The organism is Veillonella sp. AF36-20BH (assembly GCF_003602765.1).
Classification (GTDB): Bacteria; Bacillota; Negativicutes; order Veillonellales; family Veillonellaceae; genus Veillonella; species Veillonella hominis.
In genome coordinates, this window is the sequence record NZ_QTLR01000001.1 from 408,028 (window position 1) to 430,147 (window position 22,120).

The 22,120-nt window shown below is 36.7% G+C and carries 14 protein-coding genes; 1 reads left to right on the forward strand and 13 read right to left on the reverse strand.

The genetic code is table 11. The features are described 5' to 3' along the window. Positions 1-154: 154 nt before the first annotated feature. Positions 155-979 (forward strand): prolipoprotein diacylglyceryl transferase, encoded by an 825-nt coding sequence (lgt, locus tag DW000_RS02020; protein WP_008713970.1) that lies wholly within the window; start codon positions 155-157, stop codon positions 977-979. Between the two features lie 108 nt (positions 980-1,087). Here the strand turns inward: lgt and trmFO are convergent, their stop codons facing one another. From trmFO to DW000_RS02085, 13 genes are all read right to left on the reverse strand, one after another. Further along, on the reverse strand, positions 1,088-2,404 hold the full coding sequence (gene trmFO / locus DW000_RS02025; protein ID WP_120054807.1) for a methylenetetrahydrofolate--tRNA-(uracil(54)-C(5))-methyltransferase (FADH(2)-oxidizing) TrmFO: 1,317 nt from the start codon (positions 2,402-2,404) through the stop codon (positions 1,088-1,090). Next, positions 2,394-4,769 (reverse strand): type I DNA topoisomerase, encoded by a 2,376-nt coding sequence (gene topA, locus DW000_RS02030; RefSeq protein WP_038125361.1) that lies wholly within the window; start codon positions 4,767-4,769, stop codon positions 2,394-2,396. The genes trmFO and topA overlap by 11 nt, the downstream gene beginning before the upstream one ends. Further along, positions 4,759-5,985: a DNA-processing protein DprA gene (gene dprA, locus DW000_RS02035; RefSeq protein WP_120054808.1), complete on the reverse strand. Its 1,227-nt coding sequence runs from the start codon at positions 5,983-5,985 to the stop codon at positions 4,759-4,761. Before dprA ends, topA begins: the two co-directional genes overlap by 11 nt. Before the next feature lie 106 nt (positions 5,986-6,091). Then, positions 6,092-7,798 (reverse strand): YifB family Mg chelatase-like AAA ATPase, encoded by a 1,707-nt coding sequence (locus tag DW000_RS02040; RefSeq protein ID WP_120054809.1) that lies wholly within the window; start codon positions 7,796-7,798, stop codon positions 6,092-6,094. 12 nt (positions 7,799-7,810) lie between these two features. Continuing rightward, entirely contained in the window at positions 7,811-8,209 is a 399-nt protein-coding gene (locus tag DW000_RS02045) for a YraN family protein (protein ID WP_004696986.1), read from the reverse strand. A 293-nt stretch (positions 8,210-8,502) separates the two neighbouring features. Next, positions 8,503-9,300, reverse strand: coding sequence for a ribonuclease HII (locus DW000_RS02050; protein WP_120054810.1), 798 nt, complete (start codon positions 9,298-9,300; stop codon positions 8,503-8,505). Next, the gene (gene ylqF / locus DW000_RS02055; RefSeq protein WP_120054811.1) at positions 9,293-10,198 is read right to left on the reverse strand and encodes a ribosome biogenesis GTPase YlqF; all 906 of its coding nucleotides are present in this window, start codon (positions 10,196-10,198) and stop codon (positions 9,293-9,295) included. The genes DW000_RS02050 and ylqF overlap by 8 nt, the downstream gene beginning before the upstream one ends. 231 nt (positions 10,199-10,429) lie before the next feature. Continuing rightward, a complete protein-coding gene (gene rplS / locus DW000_RS02060) occupies positions 10,430-10,771 on the reverse strand; it encodes a 50S ribosomal protein L19 (protein ID WP_004695921.1) in 342 nt (113 codons plus the stop codon). A gap of 141 nt (positions 10,772-10,912) precedes the next feature. After that, entirely contained in the window at positions 10,913-11,299 is a 387-nt protein-coding gene (locus DW000_RS02065; RefSeq protein ID WP_120054861.1) for a MarR family transcriptional regulator, read from the reverse strand. A 166-nt stretch (positions 11,300-11,465) separates the two neighbouring features. After that, entirely contained in the window at positions 11,466-13,517 is a 2,052-nt protein-coding gene (gene glyS / locus DW000_RS02070; protein WP_120054812.1) for a glycine--tRNA ligase subunit beta, read from the reverse strand. A 1-nt stretch (position 13,518) separates the two neighbouring features. Next, positions 13,519-14,394, reverse strand: coding sequence for a glycine--tRNA ligase subunit alpha (gene glyQ / locus DW000_RS02075; RefSeq protein ID WP_012864405.1), 876 nt, complete (start codon positions 14,392-14,394; stop codon positions 13,519-13,521). A gap of 359 nt (positions 14,395-14,753) precedes the next feature. Beyond that, the gene (locus DW000_RS02080; RefSeq protein WP_231968110.1) at positions 14,754-15,254 is read right to left on the reverse strand and encodes a hypothetical protein; all 501 of its coding nucleotides are present in this window, start codon (positions 15,252-15,254) and stop codon (positions 14,754-14,756) included. Continuing rightward, positions 15,205-22,110: a hemagglutinin repeat-containing protein gene (locus tag DW000_RS02085; RefSeq protein ID WP_120054813.1), complete on the reverse strand. Its 6,906-nt coding sequence runs from the start codon at positions 22,108-22,110 to the stop codon at positions 15,205-15,207. The genes DW000_RS02080 and DW000_RS02085 overlap by 50 nt, the downstream gene beginning before the upstream one ends. Positions 22,111-22,120: the final 10 nt, after the last annotated feature.

Here is a 22,120-nt window from a genome sequence, read left to right on the forward strand (position 1 = left end):
CTCTCCTAATTCTAGGTCCCATACTGGGATACAATACCAATCTCTATATTATACCATATTATATATAGTTCATCTCTTTTCTTGCATGAAGGATATATGTAATTTATAATTTAATTTATGTACTAATAAAAAATTATCACATAAGGAGTTTTGTATGCATCAATATTTATTTTTCATAGGGGACTTCCCTATTAGAGCCTATGGTACCATGTTAGCTTTGGCTATCATTTGTGGTGCCTCTGTTGCCTATGTACTTTTGAAAAAGGATGGCCGCGGTTGGCATGAACACATCATCGACTTTTCCATTACTGTAGCCGTAGCTGGTCTCATCGGTGCTCGTCTATGGGACGTATTCTTCTTTGATTGGGATTATTACGGTAATCATTTATTAGAAATTCCCTTTGTTTGGCAAGGAGGTATGGCCATTCAAGGTGGCGTGGTACTAGGCACAATTGCTGGCTATTGGTATCTTCGTAAAAACAAAATTGACTTTTGGGCTTTTGCCGATTTATTTGCCCCTGCATTGATTTTAGCTCAATCGGTAGGCCGTATGGCAAACCTTTTAAACGGTGATGCTTTCGGTCATCCTACGGGTGGTAATTATGGTATTATCTATCCTGAAAGTACCCTTGCCTATCGCACCTACGGTAATCAGCCGCTTTGGCCTGCCGAAGTATGGGAAGGTCAAATTGATATTCTCATCTTTGTAGCCCTTCTATTATTTGGATCTTTCAAACATGCTAAGGGCCAAGTGTTCGTACTATATGCCATTCTCTATTCTACGGCTCGCTTCTTCTTAGAGTTCTTACGTGGCGATTACGTAAACTTAACGCTAGGTTTAAAATCTGCTCAAATGACGAGTTTAATAGCCATCATTGTAGGTATCTGTGTATTCATTTATCTAGGCTATCTTGAAAAGAAAAATCAAGCTGTTATAGTAGCTACAGAATCAACAACAAAAACTAAAAAACGTAAATAATAAATACAAAAATACTTAACAAAAAAGTCCTACACTCATGGGTTTTACCTATGAATGTAGGACTTTTACTATTTTTTGAAATAAAACTATTTCTTAAAAGGCTATTTCTTATAAATTTTCTTTAGCTTTTAGAGCATCCAGTTCTTCTAAAGCACGATTTGCAATCAGTGCATTTTTTTCTTTTTTCTTGCGTACTTTTTGAGGCCATGGATCCATGATACCAAAGTTGACGTTCATTGGTTGGAAATTTGAACCTTCGTAGTTAGAAATATAGTGACTAAGGGAACCGATAGCCGTCGTCTTAGGAAATTCAATAAATGGTTGTTCCTCTAAGTAACGGTCTACTTGTAGGCCTACCATTAGCCCACTAGCAGCAGATTCTAAATAACCTTCAACTCCAGTCATTTGACCAGCAAAAAATAAACGCGGTTCCTTTTTAAGCTGGAATGCATGATTCAATAACTCAGGAGAATTGATATACGTATTGCGATGCATAACACCATAACGAATGAAATCGGCATTTTCAAGGCCTGGAATCATACCGAATACACGCTTTTGCTCGCCCCATTTTAAATGAGTTTGAAAGCCTACCAAATTAAACATGGTACCTTCTTTATTCTCCTTACGCAATTGCACAACTGCATAAGATTCCTCATTGGTGCGTTTATCCACTAAGCCCACAGGCTTTAAGGGACCATAACGCAATGTATCTTCCCCACGGCTCGCCATAATTTCTACGGGCATACAGCCTTCAAAGTAGATTTCCTTTTCAAAATCTTTTGGTTGTACGGCTTCAGCCGTTGTAAGCTCATGCCAGAACGCTTTATATTCCTCTTCTGTCATAGGACAGTTAAGATAATCCGCATCGCCCTTATCATAACGTGAGGCAGCAAAAACTTTATCATAGTTTAAGGATTCAGCCGTTACAATAGGTGCAGCAGCATCGTAGAAGTAAAAGCCTGTTTCACCAGTTAAGGCCTTAATCTTATCTCCTAATGCTTCAGATGTAAGCGGACCAGATGCAAAAATAACAGTTGCTTCTGTAGGAAGTTCAGTGACCTCTTCTAGATGAACTGTAATATTAGGATGACCTTTTACTTTTTTCGTCACCATTTCACTAAATAAATGACGATCAACGGCTAAAGCACCACCTGCAGGAACAGCAGTTGCATCAGCACATTCCATAATGATGGAACCGAGACGACGCATTTCTTCTTTCAAAAGACCTACCGCATTTTCAATATTACCAGCGCGCAACGAGTTACTACATACGAGCTCTGCAAATTGATCTGTTTGGTGCGCAGGAGAACTCTTAACAGGACGCATTTCATATAAGTCTACATGAATGCCTCGGTTAGCAAGCTGCCAAGCTGCTTCGGATCCTGCAAGGCCTGCACCAATAACGATAACATTTTTATGATTCAATTGTAGTTTCCTCTTTTTTAGCTTTGCTAGACTTTTTAGATTCTTTTACAGTTTCTTCACTAGCTTCGCTTTTTTTCTTTCTTGTTTTCTTTGGTGGCCTAGTAGGACAAGTTTCATTGGAACAGAACTTTTTAACTGTACCATTTTTATATGTCTTTTCAACCATTATAGAACCACATGTTTCACAGAAATCATGAGTTGGCTTATCCCATAATGTAAAGTCGCATTGTGGGTATCGATTACAGCCATAGAAAATACGCCCACGACGAGACTTGCGTTCTACGATTTCCCCTTCTTTACATTTAGGACATGTTACACCAGTTCCTACTGTAATAGGTTTAGTATTTTTACATTCCGGGAAGTTAGAACATGCTAAGAACTTACCGTAGCGACCAAATTTATATACCATTGGGCTATTGCAAAGTTCACAGATTTCATCACTTTCCATAGATGCAATTTCAATGCGGTCTACGTCACTTGCATCTTCTAGCTCTTGCGCAAAGACCTCGTAGAAATCAGATAATACTTTTACATACGTATCCTTGCCAGACGCAATAGCATCTAGTTCTTCTTCTAGATCACGGGTAAAGCCAGTATTGATGATTTTTTCAAAGTATGCAATCAAGAAATCTACCACCACAAAGCCTAGCTCTGTAGGCACGAATTGTTTATTCGTATTTTCCACATAGTTACGGCTTACGATAGTATCTAGAATTGGTGCGTATGTACTAGGGCGACCAATGCCGAGTTCTTCTAATGTCTTGATAAGACTCGCCTCAGAGTAACGTGGAGGTGGTTGTGTGAAATGTTGTTCAGGCAATACCTCTACCGTATGGGCAGCATCATTCTTTTTTAAAACAGGTAATTGAGGTACATCCTCTTTTTTTGCATCTTCATAAACGGTACTGAAACCTGGGAAGATAACACGAGAGCCAGTCGCTTTAAATGTATAGTCATCTTTTACATTCAACTCTATCGTTGTGGATTCATTTAGTTGCGGCGCCATTTGGCTAGCCATAAAACGATTCCAAATCAACGTATATAGCTTAAGTTCATCACGACTCAAGAATGGTTCCACCATTTTAGGTGTTAACTCGAGAGATGTAGGACGAATAGCCTCATGCGCATCTTGTGCAGAACCCTTAGAGCCGTACACATTTGGTTTAGACGGATAATAGTCTTCCCCATAATTGCGAAGAATAAAGTCCTTAGCCATAGCTTGCATCTCTTTAGAGATACGCGTAGAGTCTGTACGCATATATGTAATCAAACCTACGTGGCCATAGGAGCCAATTTCTAAACCTTCATATAAATGTTGAGCAATCATCATCGTACGCTTAGCACCAAAGTTCAATTTACGCACACCATCTTGTTGCAAGGTAGATGTTGTAAATGGAGGTGCCGCTTTACGAGAACGCTTGCGCTTTTCAATATTAGTCACTACTGCATCTTCATTGCCAATAGCATCAACTATGGCTTGTGCATCACTTTCAGTAGTAATATCGATTTTTTCACCTTTAATATGGGTTAATTCCGCTGTGAAAGCCTCTTTTTTAGGCGTTTCAAAATTGCCTTCAATAGTCCAATATTCTTGTGGCACGAAAGCTTGAATTTCTCGCTCTCTTTCACAGATAAGTCGAACTGCAACGGATTGCACACGACCTGCACTGAGGCCTTTACAAACCTTTTTCCATAATAAAGGACTCAATTTATAGCCTACGATACGGTCTAATACACGGCGTGCTTGTTGAGCATCTACCATGTTCATATCGATAGTACGTGGAGAACCTAATGCTTCTGCTACCGCATTTTTAGTAATCTCATTGAACGTAATACGGCATGTAGATGTAGGATCTACATTTAGAATGTACGCTAAATGCCAAGAAATAGCTTCCCCTTCACGGTCAGGGTCAGTTGCGAGCAATACGGCACTGCTTTCATCAGCATAAGAAACTAGTTCATCAATAACCTTTTTACGTGTTACCAAATTACTATAGCGCGGCGTGAAATCATGCTCTATATCGATGCCCATTTGAGATTTAGGCAAATCTCGTAAATGGCCCATACTCGCTTTTACAACGTAGTTGGGACCTAAGAATTTTTCAATTGTTTTAGATTTAGCAGGAGACTCTACGATTACTAATACTTTGCCATCAGGATTATATACGCGAGGTTCGCGTTGCTCCGGTGGCACTGAAGTTTGTAGTACAGATTTATCCCGTACAATCCCCATTGGAGTAAGGGCTTCCTTAGCTACCTTACGCTTTATCGTAGTACTTTCTTTCTTAGTATTTTTCTTTTTTGTGTCATTACTAGTACTAGCTGCTTTCGGCTCGCCAATAACGATAGATCGTTTAATGGACAAGTATATCACTCCTAGTCATATTAATATAGCCTCTCGGCGGATGATTCTCTATAGCCCCTTCCATTTCTAACTCTAGTAATAAGGGCTGTAGTTGTTGTAATGGAATACGAGTAGCTTTCAAAATATCACTAACCGTAATACATCGATCATGAGGTATTTCACTCAATATTACACTCCTATCCACATTAAAGCTTAACATAGAGCACCCTTTTCTATCAACACTTTGACTATGATTCCCTATTTGAACGCTATCTTTTACACCTTTATTTTCATTATTCCTTGTTGGTAAAAATTTTTGTTCACTAGAAAAATATTCCCGCAATGTTAAATGATATTGTTCAACTATATCCTCATACCCAGTAAGTACATATGCACCATTTCTCATTAGAAATTTATTTCCATCAGCCGTATGGTCTAATAGATTACATGGTACCACAAATACATCTCGACCTTCACTAACCGCCATATCTGCCGTAATCAAAGAACCACTACTGGACTTGACCTCCACTACGATAACACCTCTGCATAATCCACTAATAATACGATTCCGTGCTGGGAAATGTTTTGCGGACGGCGGTGTACCCGGCGGGTATTCGGATAGAAGTAACCCATTATTTTGTAACATACGATCAAATAATTTTGCATTTTCTCGAGGATAGGTAATATCTAAACCACATCCCATAACAACGATTCCGTACCCCTGACTAGTTAAAAGGCCTTCATGACCATGTGAGTCTATACCACGAGCCCCACCGCTGACAATAATGGTGCTATATTTACCCAATTCCTTGCCGAGCATTCTTGCCACATTCCGACCATATAAGGAGCAACTCCGTGCCCCAACTATACCAATACGATTTAATCGTTCATCTAAAAGTGCTCGATTACCTCTCATAAACAAAATAGCTGGCGGATTATATATATGATTTAAAATAGACGGAAAGTCTTTGTCTAAAAAGGTAGTAAAATCCATCTGGTATTCGTCTACTTTATGGATAATATACTCTAATTTTTCATCTTTAGCCGATGCTGAAATGGCACGTTTATCAGATGCAGAAATATATGTATAAGATTTTAAGTTTTCTACATTCTTAATAGCTTGCCACGCATCATAAGGGGATCCAAAATCCTCTATAAAACGCCTTACATATGTGGCTCCAACATTGTATAAGCTTTGTAATCCTGCAATATAAATATTGTCATCGTATCTAATCATATAAACACCTAGTAATTCTTTCTAAGTATATAATCATTAATTTTATATAGAATCAAACAACTACTTTTGGCAAATAAACAACTACTAAATTTATGAGATAATTACTTTATTTGCCAGTTCTAAATAACATTGCTTCAGAAATATGATGTGGTTCTACTTTTGGATTTTCTTCTAAATCAGCAATTGTACGAGCCACCTTTAATATGCGATCAAAAGCTCGCCCACTTAAATGAAAATGGTCAAATATATTGCCTAAAACACTCCAAGCCTTATCTGTAATATTGCATAGTTCACTAATTGCCTTATGGGGAACTGCTCCATTCGAATTAAAGTCAAAACCTTCATATCGTTTCTGTTGCATAGCAGTGCCCATGATAACTTGTTGTCTCATACTTTCACTCGTCATATTTGAAGATGATGTATCTAACAGCTGTTCAAGGGTCGGTCTCTCAACGGGAATATGCAAATCAATACGATCCATAATCGGCCCTGATAACCGTTGCTGATAGTTTTTAACCATCGTTTCTGTACAGACACATTCCTTATAAGGATCATGGTAATACCCACAAGGACAAGGATTGGCCGCAAGAATACAAATAAAATTAGCTGGATATATATAATTTCCTTGAGACCGATTTATAGTAATCGTTCTAGACTCTAAAGGCTGTCGTAATGCATCGATTACTTGGCGTTGAAACTCAGGCGCTTCATCCATAAATAATACGCCTCCATGAGCTAATGTTACCTCTCCAGGACGTCCCTGTATCCCTCCACCGACCATACTAGCCAAAGTTGCCGTATGATGAGGATGTCTAAAAGGTCTAGATTTCACTAGCCCATTATCACCTAGTAAACCTATTACATCTTGTATACGACTCACTTCAACAATTTCATTCCAAGTCATAGGAGGCAATATGGTCGGCAATCGTTCGGCCATCATCGTTTTACCCCCACCTGGAGGCCCTATCATAATACAATGATGATGACCTGCAGCACTGATGAGCATGGCTCGTTTGCCTAACTCTTGACCTTGTACATCGCCAAAATCAACTGTATATGGTTGATTAGTCTTTATAGTTATACTTTCATCCGTAACAGACGTATCAACACAATTATTACTAATCATAGTTACTTGTGGTTTACTGATTGTATCTAGATTTTCATTGCTTCCGGTTAATGGCATAGACTCTAAAGGCCCTAGAATTGATTTATTGGCATTGTGTTTATCTACTTTTCCTTTTTTGATACTTATTTGTTTATTTTTATCAACTACCTTTGGCTTAATTTGTTCCTCTAAAATAGTAATAATTCCTTGTAGTGATGATCCACCATATATAGTTAAATTAGGAATAGACTGTAGCACTTTACCATTTTCAATACTTGTATAAATTTTTGAATAATTAGCATCTAATCCTGCTAGCGACATAGCTAGAGTCCCAAAGGTCGGTAATAACGAACCATCTAACGCTAACTCTCCCATAAACAAACTCTTATCAAATAAAGCCGAAATTTTAGCTTTACGCCCATTTATCTGTCCTGATGCAAGCAGAACCCCTAAAGCGATTGCTAAATCGAGCCCAGCGCTACTTTTACGAATTGTAGCCGGGGCTAAATTGACTACGATGCGTCTCATTGGAAATTCGTATCCACTATTTTTAATGGCCGCTCGTACCCGTTCACGAGCCTCTTTAACAGATTGATTAGGTAGTCCAACGATATCAAAGACCGGCAAACCTTGTGATATATCAACCTCTACAGTAATGATACATCCATCAATGCCGTGTAAGGTGGCTCCATTTAATTTTGCGTACATAAACTGACCTCACTAAAAGCACTGTGGTAAATAATGAATAGAACTTTGAAAGTCCTCGTGCAAATACACCTCTATTACATCAAAGGATATTTCCTTCCAACGGCGCTTTTTTTGATTTAAATCATATAGAAACAACATAGCAGCTCGTTTAATATGCTTTTGTTTTTTCTTGGTAACTGCCTCACGTGCTAGTCCATGTTGCATACCTCGGCGAGCTTTAATCTCTATAAAATGATAGACTAAATCACGTTTAGCAATGATGTCTATTTCGCCTAAACGGGTTCGATAATTTGTATCTACTACCGTAAGTCCCATTTTTTCAATATAATTGGTAGCTACTCGTTCCCCCCATTTGCCCAGTTCTTTTGAATCGAGTTCATTAAATGCTTTACCAGTACTAATCGTTTTCATATATACCTCCTAATAAGGTGTATCTGCAACAACAACTCATAGAATTTAATATCTATACTATATTAATCTTTCAACAGGTAATACTTACTTGTAGCGTAAATTATGGAGGTAACAAAAGTAAATACAAAAGAGGTTCCTAATAGTCACATAGGTGACCAATAGGAACCTCTTTACGGATATAAACTATATGCAATTTATAATGATATAACGAATAAAACTAATACGACTATAGGACTTAACTTAATAGTCGAATCATAAAGTAAATCTATTACCCATATATAAATAACTAAGATTTACTCAGGTTTAACCCAACGTACAATAGATTTAATAGGCTCAAAGCTCTTACGATGAAGCGGTGTTACCCCTTGTTGCTCGATAGCTTTTTTATGTAATTCCGTATAGTAACCTTTATGAATACCAAAGCCATAACCAGGGAACTCAACATCAAGGCTCTTCATATATCGATCTCGCGTAACCTTTGCAATGATGGATGCAGCAGCAATATTAGCGCTTTTACTATCGCCCTTAATAATGGATTCAACAGGAATCGTTAAATCAGGCAATTTCATAGCATCAGCCACTACTGCTTCAGCTGGTACGCTGAGCGTACGAATAGCCTCATACATCGCTTGTCGCGTTGCTTCATAAATATTGAGTTCATCAATCTTTTCTGGGCCGTAGGAAATACAGCTAACAGCAACGGCTTCGTCCATGATGATATCATAGAGCGCTTCACGCTTTTCTTCGGTTAGTTTTTTAGAGTCATTAAGGCCTGGAATTAATGTCATAGGTGGCAAGATAACAGCAGCTACCGTGACAGGCCCCGCAATAGGACCACGCCCCACTTCATCAACACCAGCCACATGATAGATACCTTGATCATAGAACATGCCTTCATAGTCATACATACCTATGAGGCGTTGCTGTTCTTTTAACTCTTTTTCTTGACGCTTAATATAAGAAGCAGCCAATTTCTGTACAGAACTACGAGTATCCTCTTGAGCAAAAGACAAAATCTCTAAGGCTTGTTCAGTTTCAAAGAGAGCTTTAATATCTGCTACTTTTAACTTAGAAAATACATCCTTATCCATTATGACTCTCCTCACCATCTGCAGGGTAGTACGGTTCTTCATCAACTTGATCGAGAGTAATTGTACCTAACTTAGTATTGCGGTAGTCTTGCAAGATAATACGGCGAGCCTTGTCAAAATCTACAATGCCACCGCTTACAAGACAACCTCGACGACGTCCGATGCTTTCAAGAATCGTATCAACATCGGTCATCTCTTCTTCTTTTAATTTATAACGCTCTACCAAAATATTTGGCGTGTTCGTCAATAAGTAATTTAATAGCTGTTTTATAACATGCTCTAAATCATAAACATCATCGGAAATGGCACCTGTCATAGCGAGGCGAGCCGCGGCACGTTGGTCCTCTAATTTTGGCCATAATACACCTGGTGTATCAAGCAATTCAAGATTTTTACCGATTTTAACCCACTGTTGACCACGTGTATGACCTGCCTTATTAGCTGTACGCGTTGCAGCAGAACCAGCTAAAGAGTTAATCAATGTAGATTTACCAACGTTAGGAATCCCTAAGATGATAGTACGTACAGAACGGCTACGAATACCTTTTGCAACCCAACGGTCGATGATAGGTTTACTCAAACGCTCTACAGTGGATATTAACTTCTTATTACCCTTGCCAGACTTAGAATCGATAGCCAATACGATGATGCCTTGTTTTGTAAAGAACTCAGTCCATTCCTTTGTAGCTTTAGGATCTGCTAAATCTACTTTATTTAACAGTACGATATGAGGTTTCTGACCAACGAGTTCTGTGATGACTGGGTTCGCACTAGAACGAGGAATACGCGCATCTAGTAACTCAATAACTACGTCTACCTTTTTGATATACTCCGTAATCATACGTGTGGCTTTCGCCATATGACCAGGGAACCAATGTACGATAGGTGAATCTGCCATAGTATTTCCTTTCTACATACTCATATACATCTCTTAGAGATACTTAAACTCTTAGAAATACTTAGTATATTTTATATTTATATTTATATGTATGTTTTATATTTTTATCTATCTTTTATAGCTCTATATTTCTCTATTATAATAATTTAATTCAGATAATAATGAAATAGAACTATTCATATCTAATTTTAGCAAAAATAAAAGGCTGCCAACGGCAGCCTTTTATGAACATTAGCGTTTTTCGCGAATACGAGCAGCTTTACCAGTAAGGTTACGTAAGTAGTACAATTTAGCACGACGAACAACACCACGGCGCATAACTTCGATTTTAGCTAAGCGTGGGCTGTGAAGTGGGAATGTACGTTCTACACCTACACCGGATGCAATACGACGAACTGTAAAAGTTTCACGTACGCCACCGTTTTGACGTTTAATTACCAAACCTTCGAACACTTGGATACGTTCACGAGTACCTTCCACTACTTTTACGTGTACACGAACTGTGTCACCAGCGCGGAATGTAGGGATGTCTGTACGAAGTTGTTCTTGTTCAAGTACGTTAATAATGTTCATTGTTTCCTCCTGTTTGCAGACATTCAATACCTACACCTTATAGGCAGCGGACTGTCTCAAATTAACAGCAATATAGTATCATAAATCACGTACTGTTAGCAAGTATTTTCTATATTATTTTAAAATCCAAATATTTACGTATTATTTACGTATAATTGGTCGTTTTAACTTATCTAATAAGCGGTATAAATTCTCCTGTTCTTCATCTGATAAATCAGAGAACATTACACTAAGAAATTCGTTATATGTATGTAAAAGAGTTTTGCCTAACCGTTTCCCCTCATCTGTTAAAGTAACTACAGATATACGTTTGTCCATATAATCAATATGTTTTGTAACATATCCCAATTCAATGAGAATATCTGTCTGCTCCGACACAGTAGCGGGACGCATATTTAGAGAATCTACTAACTGCTTCTGTGATGCTCCTTGAGAACGCATATATAATTCAATAATAATTCTATCACGAGACTTTTCTTTGCCGCTTGGCACCTTACATAAGGCTTTATATAATTCATCATGATTCATAATCATCTATCTCCTCATACAACTTTGTATATTATAAAGTATTCGCCATAGTCTCTAAAAATCCTGCATAAAGTTTGCATATTCTTCATAAAAGCAAAAAAGAGGTACGCACGGTACCTCTTCTCCTGTATATCATTGTAAAAAATTTAACTTTTACTAAAATATGTTATTTTAACGCACTAATATCGCCAATAATAGCCATTACACTGTATGCTAAACGAACGAGTTGTAAACGGTTAGCTTTAATAGCTTCATCTTTATCCATAACCATTACATCTTCAAAGAATTTGTTGATGGTTGGAACTAAAGTAGCTGGAACTGCCACGACTGCATCATAATCGCCAGCTTCCCAAGCAGCACTACTTATTTCAGATGCTTTAGAAGCAGCTTCAAACAATGCTTTTTCAGCATCTTCTTTCAACAAATCGTTATTAACACCAGTATATTCCACATCTTTTACAAGATTGTACATACGAGTATAAGCTTGAACAAGTTCAACGTTTTCATCGATGCGGTTAACTAACAATGCATTTACAAGACCTTCAGCATCAGCAACGGACAATTCATTGTTGGACAACAACAAGTCGATGACATGATGAGGAACTTCGCGATCAAGGAAGATATTTTTCAAACGTAGTGTGAAAAACTCTTCAACTTTGTTAAGCAATTCCTCTTGTTTATCAGCAGCTACATTCAATAACTCCATAGATGCTTTGAAGATTGGACGCAAGCTGATATTCCATTCGCTACCAAGCAAGATGTTCAAGATACCAATTGTTTGACGACGCAATGCATATGGATCTTGAGAACCTGTAGGGATTAAACCACGGCTGAAAGTAGCAACGATGTTATCTACTTTATCGATGAGAGACAATACTTTACCTGCTTCAGTTTGAGGCAATACATCGCCTGCAAAACGTGGTAAATATTGTTCGAAAATAGCTTCTGCTACCTCTTCGGACTCACCATCAAGTAAAGCGTATTCTTTACCCATTACACCTTGTAATTCAGTGAACTCTGTAACCATACCTGTTGTAAGATCAGTTTTAGCAAGCTCTGTAGCGCGTTCTAACACAACAGCTGCATCTTCATGCAAGCCACATTCTTCACCAAATACACGGCCCAATTTAAGCAAACGTTCAGTTTTATCTGCTAAGTTACCAAGACCTTCTTGGAATACGATTTTAGTCAAACCATCTTGACGGTCGATAAGAGGTTTCTTACGGTCTTCGTTGAAGAAGAATTTAGCATCATCAAGACGTGCGCGCAATACACGTTCATTACCAGCTTGAACTACTTCGATGGAATGGTCGGATCCGTTACGAACTGTTAAGAACATTGGCAACAATTTGCCCTCTTGGTCAACCAATGGGAAGTAACGTTGATGGTCTTTCATAGGTGTGATGATAGCTGCATCTGGAAGTGCCAAATAGGACTCTTCAAAACCACCACACAATGCTGAAGGCCATTCAACAAGATAGTTAATTTCTTCTAACAAATCATCATCCCAAACGATGGATGCATTTTTAGAAGCTGCAATATCATGTAATTGTTTAGAGATCAATTTACGACGTGCGTCTTGATCAACCATAACAAAGTTTTCTTTTAATGTGTCCACATAAGATGCTGCATTTTTGATATTGATTTCATCAGCACCTAAGAATCGATGACCACGTGTTACATTACCAGATTGAACAGTAGCAAATTCTACAGGAATTACGTCTTCATCAAGTAATGCTACAAGCCAACGTACTGGACGTACAAACTTAGCATCTAAATTCCCCCAATGCATAGATTTAGGGAAGTTAAGGCCTGTAATCAATTGAGGCAACATTTCTGTAACGATATCTTTTGCCGGAACCCCTGCAGTTTTAGTTTCTGCGTAAATATAACCATCTTCTACAACGAGATCTGCTACATCAAGACCTTTACCACGAGCAAAGCCGATAGCCGCTTTAGTAGCATTACCGTCAGCATCATAAGCGATGGACGCAGATGGACCTTTATGACGTTCACTGATTTCGGCAGATGTATCAGCAAGACCTTTAACGATAAGAGCCAAACGACGTGGTGTGCCGTATGTTGCGATGCTTTCAAAAGGAAGATGGGCATCATTTAATTTTGTTTCAGCCAATTGTTTCAATTGACCTAAGATATTTGGCATAAAGCCGGCAGGAATTTCTTCTGCACCGATTTCAAATAATAAATCCTTTGCCATCTTATTTATCTCCTTTCAAAAGTGGGAAACCTAATTCTTCACGTTTAGCAAGGTATTGTTGTGCACAAATACGAGCTAATGCACGTACGCGACCGATGAAAGCTGTACGTTCGCTGATAGAAATAGCGCCACGGGAATCAAGCAAGTTGAATGTGTGGGAGCATTTCAATACATAGTCGTAAGCTGGTAATACATAACCTGCACCGCAAACGCGTTTTGCTTCTGCTTCGTACATATCAAACAATTTGAAAAGCATATCTGTATCAGCTAATTCAAAGTTATATACGGATTGTTCAACTTCGTTAGCATGCCAAACGTCACCATATGTAACATTTTCATTCCATTTAAGGTCATATACATTTTCTACGCCTTGAATGTACATAGCCAAACGTTCTAGACCGTATGTAATTTCTACGGAAACTGGTTTACAGTCGATGGAGCCAACTTGTTGGAAATATGTAAACTGAGTTACCTCCATACCGTCGAGCCATACTTCCCAGCCAAGGCCCCAAGCGCCCAATGTTGGAGATTCCCAGTTATCCTCAACAAAGCGGATATCGTGGTCTTCTGCGTGAATGCCTAATGCAGCCAAAGATTGTAAGTACAATTCTTGGATATTATCTGGAGATGGTTTCACGATAACTTGGAATTGATGATGTTGGAACAAACGGTTAGGATTATCACCATAACGACCGTCTGCTGGACGACGAGAAGGCTCTACATAACATACAGACCATGGTTCAGGACCAATAGCGTGCAAAAATGTAGCAGGGTTCATTGTACCTGCACCCTTTTCGATGTCATATGGATTTTGAACGATACAACCTTGATCGCTCCAGAATTTTTGTAGATTTAAAATAATCTCTTGAAATGTCATTGCTGCCTCCACTTTACACAACCGACATAAAATCAACCATTTCGTTACAAACAAAAAAGTCCCTGTAACGAAAAACGTTACAGGGACGAGTATACCCGCGGTTCCACCCTATTTGGCTTGCGCCCTCTTTTTTCTATGTTGGCCTTTACTAACAGATTTCTGCGTTCCTGCCAATGCTCTACAGCGCCTTCAACCAAATGTGAGCTTACACCATCCTCACTCGCTAGAGAGGTTTACTACTCTGCTTCATCGCATATATTATACACAATATTGTAGCAATACAGAGGGATTAATGTCAAATCCATTAAACAAAATAATTATTATAAAATTTCTAATTTATTTTCATTGAGCATTTTTATTTAAATAGATTTATAAAGCCAATCATTTTTATCAAATCTCTTAGGTTGTTTATTTGTTATTTCATCTATAATTAATTGTTCATCTTCTGTAAAATCATCAATAGAGGAATAAATATATAGTCTATCACCATATACTTTTTGGAGGCTATATATACTGCTATCATCAATACTATAAGCACCATCTATATGGGTAAAACCTTTATAATTCGGTAAAATCTTAATACTACCGTTAGGTAGAGTATTAATAATTAAAATTCCATAATCTCCATATGTATAAACATAAGGGTATTCAGCGGCAAAACCTTTAATATCTCGATTTAATCCTATTTTATATTTTTGATCAACAATAGAGTTTATAAACCACTGATATCTAAAAGAATAACCTAAGATATATAAGATTAATATTACTATTATAGAAATAAATATATAATATAAATATTTTTTTTTCATTTTATAATCTTTCTCTAACAGCTCTTCCACTAACTGAAAACGGAATGTCATGAACCTCATTATTATACGGTTTACGCAAATTAGTCACCTGAATAACATAAGCATTATGAATAGGATTATTATATTCACCAAAACTTATTATGCCTAATTTAGCCAATTTACCACCATTATCCCATCTATCTGCAACTATCATTGTTCCATAATATACATCATTATATTCATCATAAAAAACACGTGGACTAATAAGATATGTTCCAACAGTTAAATACTGATTAACACTTTGTACTCCAAGATGACTATTAATAGTGCTTTGACCAGTATTATCTATATTTATACCTTTTTCTTTTAAGATAGTCATAAATGCAACGATAGCATCTAATTTCATGCGTTCTGAGGGAACCATTGTTTGTCCTAATACACTATCTTTATCTATGACAACAGTTTGAATATCATTAGTAGAACCCTTGACATCAACTATACCATACTTACCAATTAAATCGCTCTTATCCCCGGCATATAAAAATATTTCTGTAGCTTCCGCAGCTCCATTATATTGCTTTCTAATTTTAGGAATTTGATTATACAACGATTCAAGAGCTTTTTCTCCATCTTGAACAGTATAACTTTCATTATTACTCTCAATCTTACTATTTTCATTAATTTTATGTAATCTTTGAGTTACTAATAATTGTTGCTTTTCTTTAGAAAGTTGTATTTTCACCTCATTACTAGGATTAGGGTTATACCAAGGTCTTCCATTCTCATCCAAAGTATAATAAGTTTGTCCATCGTCACCTAAAACTGTAGGATATCCCTCAAGCTCAAGTTGCTTACCTCTAAAACGTCCATTTAGTACAGTACCACCATTTATAAGTTTATTATAATATTGTCCATCATCTTCTTGCCATCCAGCATCATAAGTGCGAACATTATAGCCCTTATCTTGAATATATTTTTCTTCACTAACAAATTTATTATAATAATACTCTTTTAAATGCGTATAATAATTGATATTATTAGGGTCACTACCTACTACATACGCAAATAAATTATTAAGTAATGCTGAGTAAGATTCATCTGTATAATAAGGTTCTCCTATATGGCCTCCGTCCGTTGTATGTACTAAATTATCAGAATCATAATAATCATGATAGTCACGTTCATATTCCATTAAAGCATAATAATAAGCAACCTTCTCTCTTAATTTACTCCACCGTGTATCTTCATCATAGCCATAAGCATTAGTAAATAACAGTTGGGAAATATCATAATTTAAATCTTGACGATTCTGATGCTCTAACCAATTATAAGTAGTCGCCTTTTCTGCTAAAGCACCGCCAGTATCTCCACTGACAACTTTACCAATGACTAAACTTATAATTTTTCTAAATTCCGGATTAGTGGATTTATTAATAAAACTTTGTAAACTTTCATTCACGGCAGAAGCTTTAACACCAGAAATAATATTACTTCCTGAATAATTAGATAAAAAACCTCCTAAGCTAGCATGTAAGCTTATTTTATATATACCATTATCCCCCCATTTTTTCGACTCTTGATAATACTTATCCGCTTTAGCATTTTCGCCTTTCATTTTTGCCTTCACTGCTTTATCAAGTAATCTCGTTTGTTGATGTACACTTACGTCTCCAATTAACTTATATCCATGTTCAGAAAGCTTATTTAATAGAATTTGTTTTTCTTCTACTGTTTTCTTATCAAAAATTGGTGCTAATTTATTAAGTGCTTGTTCTGTATCATGATTAATCTTTTCTAAAGATTCTTTCTCAGCAACTTCGATGATACCTTTACTGATAGCAGAATGAGTAGTTGATTTAGAATTACCTTTTACAGGAATCCCCATTTTAGGGCTACCAGTAATACCTATTGGATTATTTTTAGAGCGTTTAGTAGTTGATAAACTATACCCAGATGTCTTCGCTGAATAGGATGCTTCATTATGAATATCATTCATTGATAAAGAGTTAGAGGATAATTTATTCTTAGATATATCAGTACTACCTTTAATTATACCACCTGTAAGTGTAGTTGCATTATTTACCTGTACATTATATCCACCATCACCTGCATATATGCCAGCCTGGTTTGTAACACTTGCATAGTGACTGTCTGTCGTGCCTCTCGAATTATCAAATCCAACTCTCGCAGGACCACTCATTCCATAGGATACAGATATACCTTTATTTTTACTTACTTTATGGTAGTCATTCGTATCTTGTAAACTTTCAATTTTTAAATCATGTCCAACTTTTGTAGACACACTGTCACCGATGATCTTAGAACCAATAATATCTGTATCATTTCCAGAGATAGTATTGACTTGGTTACCACGAATAACAGTTCCAGTATGTGTCTTGGTTGTCTCTAATGCATTTTCTTTACCTTTATACACATTAGCTTCTAAACCAATAACACCATTACCATGAGGACTAACTGTAGCACCAACAGACCACCCAGAACTTGTATATGTATCATGTTGTACCGAAGAGTTTGTTCCTGCATCTAAACTTAGGTTATTTGTTGCATTTAAATTAACCTCTGGAGCCTCTATAACACTACCTGTAATCTGAATATTGCCTTTATCGCTATTGTCACTATTCGCAGTAATACTTACTTTATTTTTGCTACCTATAGAACTACCTATATAATTCTCTTGCTTAAGTTCACTAAGCTGTTTGAATTTGCTCGAACCAATACCAACTTGTACATTGAGTAAACGATCTTTTTTAGCTCTATTATTTATATTATTGATCGCAGTTTTAACATCTGGATGCATAGCATTTTTCTCTTCAGGATGTTCTGCCTGATATGCTTTATTAAGTTCATCAGCCTTAGCAAGTATATCTTTTTCTTTTTCTAAAAGCTTTTCTATTTTAGCATTTTTATAAGAAGTCCCATCATTATAAGCATGTTTTAAAGTATTTGCAGCCTCAAGATACTCTAATGTTGATAAGTTGCTATTTTTTCTAGAGTTAGCACGCTTGCCAAGTTGCTGAACATTATTTAATTCATTAACAATCTGACCACCAACACTTACAGTAAGACCAGAACGCTTCTCCTCGTGACTTTGAACTATATGTACAGTATTATGCTTCCCATCAACAGTTACATTTTGAGCAGAAAGGTCTGCAGGTTGATTACTAAAATAGTTTGTCGTAGTACTATGAATTGCATTACCAGCCTTAACATTAATCTCTCCATCTGAGGAGGCAATGTTACTTGCAACTTGATTTATATACCTTCCATCTGTTGTATCAGTCACTTTTTTACTACCTATAGTAAATCCTATACCAGCACCCATTAATCCAGATTTTTTACTATATTGATATACATCATCACGTTGTGTTTCTTCACCTGAATCTGTACGCACATCATTCCCCGCAGATACTAATACATCGTTTGTTCCTAAAATATTAGAACCTGTTACCGAAACATTACGATTAGCTTTCACATTAATCGTATCGCCACCAATAGTTGAAGATAGCACACCTGTGTGTTCGTGATCTGTACGTATGATATTAGTTGTACGAGATAGTAAACTTTTTTCTTTATACTTTAGACCATATTCATCACGGCTATAGCTTTTCCCATTAGTGATAGTAACATCATTTCCCGCTTCAACTGATGTTAAGCCATGTTCACTATTAACAATACCATTACGGATATTTACATCATTTCCCGCTCGTAAAGTAACATTGCTATCACTTAAAATAGCTGTACCTAATTCTGTACGGCGGTCAGTACGATTATAATTATCACTATTAACCGTCATATCCTTTTTAGCAGATAATGCCTCTGTTGTTACATTAATATTCTGACCAGCATCAATACTTACTTTGGAATTATCTCCAGTATGAACAATAGCTCCTTTAAGGTTAATATCTCGTTTAGCAGATAAAACTAAATCACCTTTTTCTCCTACACCTATAGTACCTTGACGACCAACAACATCTTGATGTTGTAATCTATCTACCTGAGTACCTACATTAATATCACGGCCAGCATTAATATAAACTTGTTTATTACCATGAATATTACCAGTATTTATTACATCTTGAGATGCTTTAATAGTAACTGTACGTCCATCTATACGCCCTGTATTTTCTACATCAAGAGCCCCTAATACAATTGTATCTGCAGTCATAATGCCTTGATTTAGAATATCTGTATTAGCATTGCTAACGATAGCTTTGCCACTTATAATTCCCCCCATTGTATCCATAGATTTAGCAGACTGTTTGGCTAAATACACTTTAGGATACAAAACTTGTTGCGCTTTTCCATCTACTATAACGGTTTTAGTTTCCAACCAAACCATATCTGTTGTTATAGCGTCCATTTGTTCTTTAGATAAAGCAATTCCAGGTGTTAATTTAAAAGCTTTACCAAAAGCTACACCAGCCTCTAATAAAGCTTTATATTCAGCTTCATTATCTGTATAACCTTCTAAATATTGTTTACCTGTAGCTGATACAATTTGCTCATTAATAAGTTGCTGTTCATAGAATCCATCACCTAAGCGTTTGGATCTTCTTTCAGGATTATTTGCCAAGGCATCAATCATAAATTGAGATGATAAAAAATTCTTTCGATTAGTAAAAGCAGGATCAGTCTCTATCAAAGCATTAGCCGTAATATCAGGATGAATTTGATATAGTGCCTCTGTTGGTAGCGATAAACCATCTATGGTTTGACTTGCTTTACCTTTGCCACCACCCAGACCATAGGGATCTAAACTATCATTAACCTTTTTAATAGTTGCGTTAGATACTCTATCTTCAGCATGCTCTTTAATAGTACCAATTGGTTTTACATTTTCTTCAGTAATCGATGGTGTCATAAAGACTTCAGGGCCCCAAACACGTATACGTTTACTTCTATAACCGTGACGTTTCCTTTTCTTTTCTGTTCTACTTTCTTGAGTAGTGCCAGTAATAAAAGTCTTATCACTAATCATATCTGATATGTTTTGTATCGAGCCATTTGTCTTAAAAGTTCCTCCTGAAATCACTCTGCTATTATCATTATAAAGTATACCACTAGTTATTAAATCACCACCACTACTAATGATACCTGGATCATCATTAGTAACCTTTTTGTGAGTTTGTTCGGCTTCACTTCTAATGATTGTAAACTGATTTATTCGGTTCTCATTCTTATTCATTTCCTTATTATAGGCTTCATCTTCAGGCGTTTTAACTGGTTTGATATGTGCTACACCATAACCACTTGAATCATCAGCATATGGGAACTCAGACTTATCAAATACCTGTCCTTCTAATTTATGATGTGGATGAGTAACTTTAATTTTATCTGGATTTTTAGTAATGCCATCTGAAACACGCTTTACACCTAATGCAACATTTTTATTATTTACTACGGGTGTATCTAATTCAATAGATTTAACGGATTTAATAGTCGCTCCCGTATTATTTATACCTTGTTTAGCTTTAAGGTCCATAGTTCCACCACTATAAATGAGACCTTTACCAGTATTATCTATTGTATCTGAAGTTATATTAACGTGATTACGACCCGCAATTACACCAGACTTATGAGAATCTAGTTCTACCTTAATAGCAGTAACCTTCTCTTGTACATCATCATACGCTTTTGTTAAATCTTTAATCCGTTGACGATGTTCCTCTAGCTCAGGCTTGGTCTTATATTTAGATATATCAGCATTCCATTCGGCATCAAGTTCATTCTTTGCCTTTTCTAGCTCTTTACCAGCTTTATGATAGCGTTGTTCTATTTCACTATTAGTATGATTTGTAACTATATTAGCTTTAATAGCTACTGTATCACCATAAATACGTCCACCTTCATGATTATCTATAGATTTAGCATTTATAGTTGTAGTATTTCCAGAGTTTACAAGACCACTATTGTTTACCTTTTCTTGACTATATACAGTTGTAGAAGAATCTCCTTGTACTACAGCATTTGAATGAATTGCTATACTTTGGCCATCTAAAATAGTATTGCCATTACTTGTAACACCACCATCAACTACAATTTGACCATCACTAGTAATACTAGAGGCCTGTGAAGAACTCACTACACCTTTAACATTTACCCCAAGACCAGTATTGGTTCCTTTCAGAGTAATAGAGTTTGCATACATTCCCCCAATTGCAGATACATCTAAGCCAATATTGTTAGAATTACCAAGTTTTTGCGTGTCTAATGTATTAGCATCTATTTTGTTCTTACCCGTGCGAGCTTCAATCGAATTTGCCCAAACTCCAGCATTTACACTTGCTGCTTCTGTTAAAACTTGTAGCGAGTTAGCATCTTTGGCATTTAGACCGTTTCTATTAATAGCAACAGTTCCTCGCTCTACACGATATGAGTTTAGATTTCCTGCTGAATCATATTCAGGTTTACCTGTAGTTAATACTGCTCGATCTGTATTGATAAATCCACCACCATCTACAGTAATACCATTAGGATTTGCTATAACTACGGAAGCTTTGTGACCTGCTACCTCAATAAACCCGTTCATATTAGTTGCATTGTGTGAAGTAACCTCGTTAACAATGACATTGGCAGAGCCACGCATCATATTAGCATTACCAGGTACATAACCACCAAGCTTAGTATTAGACATTTGGTAAGAGTTATTAAGAATTACACCATTTTGTGGTACGTTAAAGTTAGTATAATCATTTCTAGATACTCCACCAGCACTAGGGCCAACGACATTTACTAATGTGACACCGTTAGCAGCTTGTCCGATCATGGCTTGTCTTTCATGTGGCGCATTTCGATCTACCTCTATAGGATTTTCTGCATATACAAACGGTACGACTAAAGGATCAACGATCATTAAACCCATAGTAAGCCATACTGCTATTTTATATTGTAATCGTTTTTGTTTCATATTTACTCTC

Coding starts and splice junctions, on each gene's coding strand:
- DW000_RS02080 (WP_231968110.1), bottom strand. CDS start 15,254: ATGACATTCCGTTTTCAGTTAGTGGAAGAGCTGTTAGAGAAAGATTAT.
- lgt (WP_008713970.1), top strand. CDS start 155: ATGCATCAATATTTATTTTTCATAGGGGACTTCCCTATTAGAGCCTAT.
- glyS (WP_120054812.1), bottom strand. CDS start 13,517: ATGGCAAAGGATTTATTATTTGAAATCGGTGCAGAAGAAATTCCTGCC.
- dprA (WP_120054808.1), bottom strand. CDS start 5,985: ATGATTAGATACGATGACAATATTTATATTGCAGGATTACAAAGCTTA.
- glyQ (WP_012864405.1), bottom strand. CDS start 14,394: ATGACATTTCAAGAGATTATTTTAAATCTACAAAAATTCTGGAGCGAT.
- DW000_RS02045 (WP_004696986.1), bottom strand. CDS start 8,209: ATGAAAACGATTAGTACTGGTAAAGCATTTAATGAACTCGATTCAAAA.
- DW000_RS02050 (WP_120054810.1), bottom strand. CDS start 9,300: ATGGATAAGGATGTATTTTCTAAGTTAAAAGTAGCAGATATTAAAGCT.
- ylqF (WP_120054811.1), bottom strand. CDS start 10,198: ATGGCAGATTCACCTATCGTACATTGGTTCCCTGGTCATATGGCGAAA.
- DW000_RS02085 (WP_120054813.1), bottom strand. CDS start 22,110: ATGAAACAAAAACGATTACAATATAAAATAGCAGTATGGCTTACTATG.
- DW000_RS02040 (WP_120054809.1), bottom strand. CDS start 7,798: ATGTACGCAAAATTAAATGGAGCCACCTTACACGGCATTGATGGATGT.
- DW000_RS02065 (WP_120054861.1), bottom strand. CDS start 11,299: ATGAATCATGATGAATTATATAAAGCCTTATGTAAGGTGCCAAGCGGC.
- rplS (WP_004695921.1), bottom strand. CDS start 10,771: ATGAACATTATTAACGTACTTGAACAAGAACAACTTCGTACAGACATC.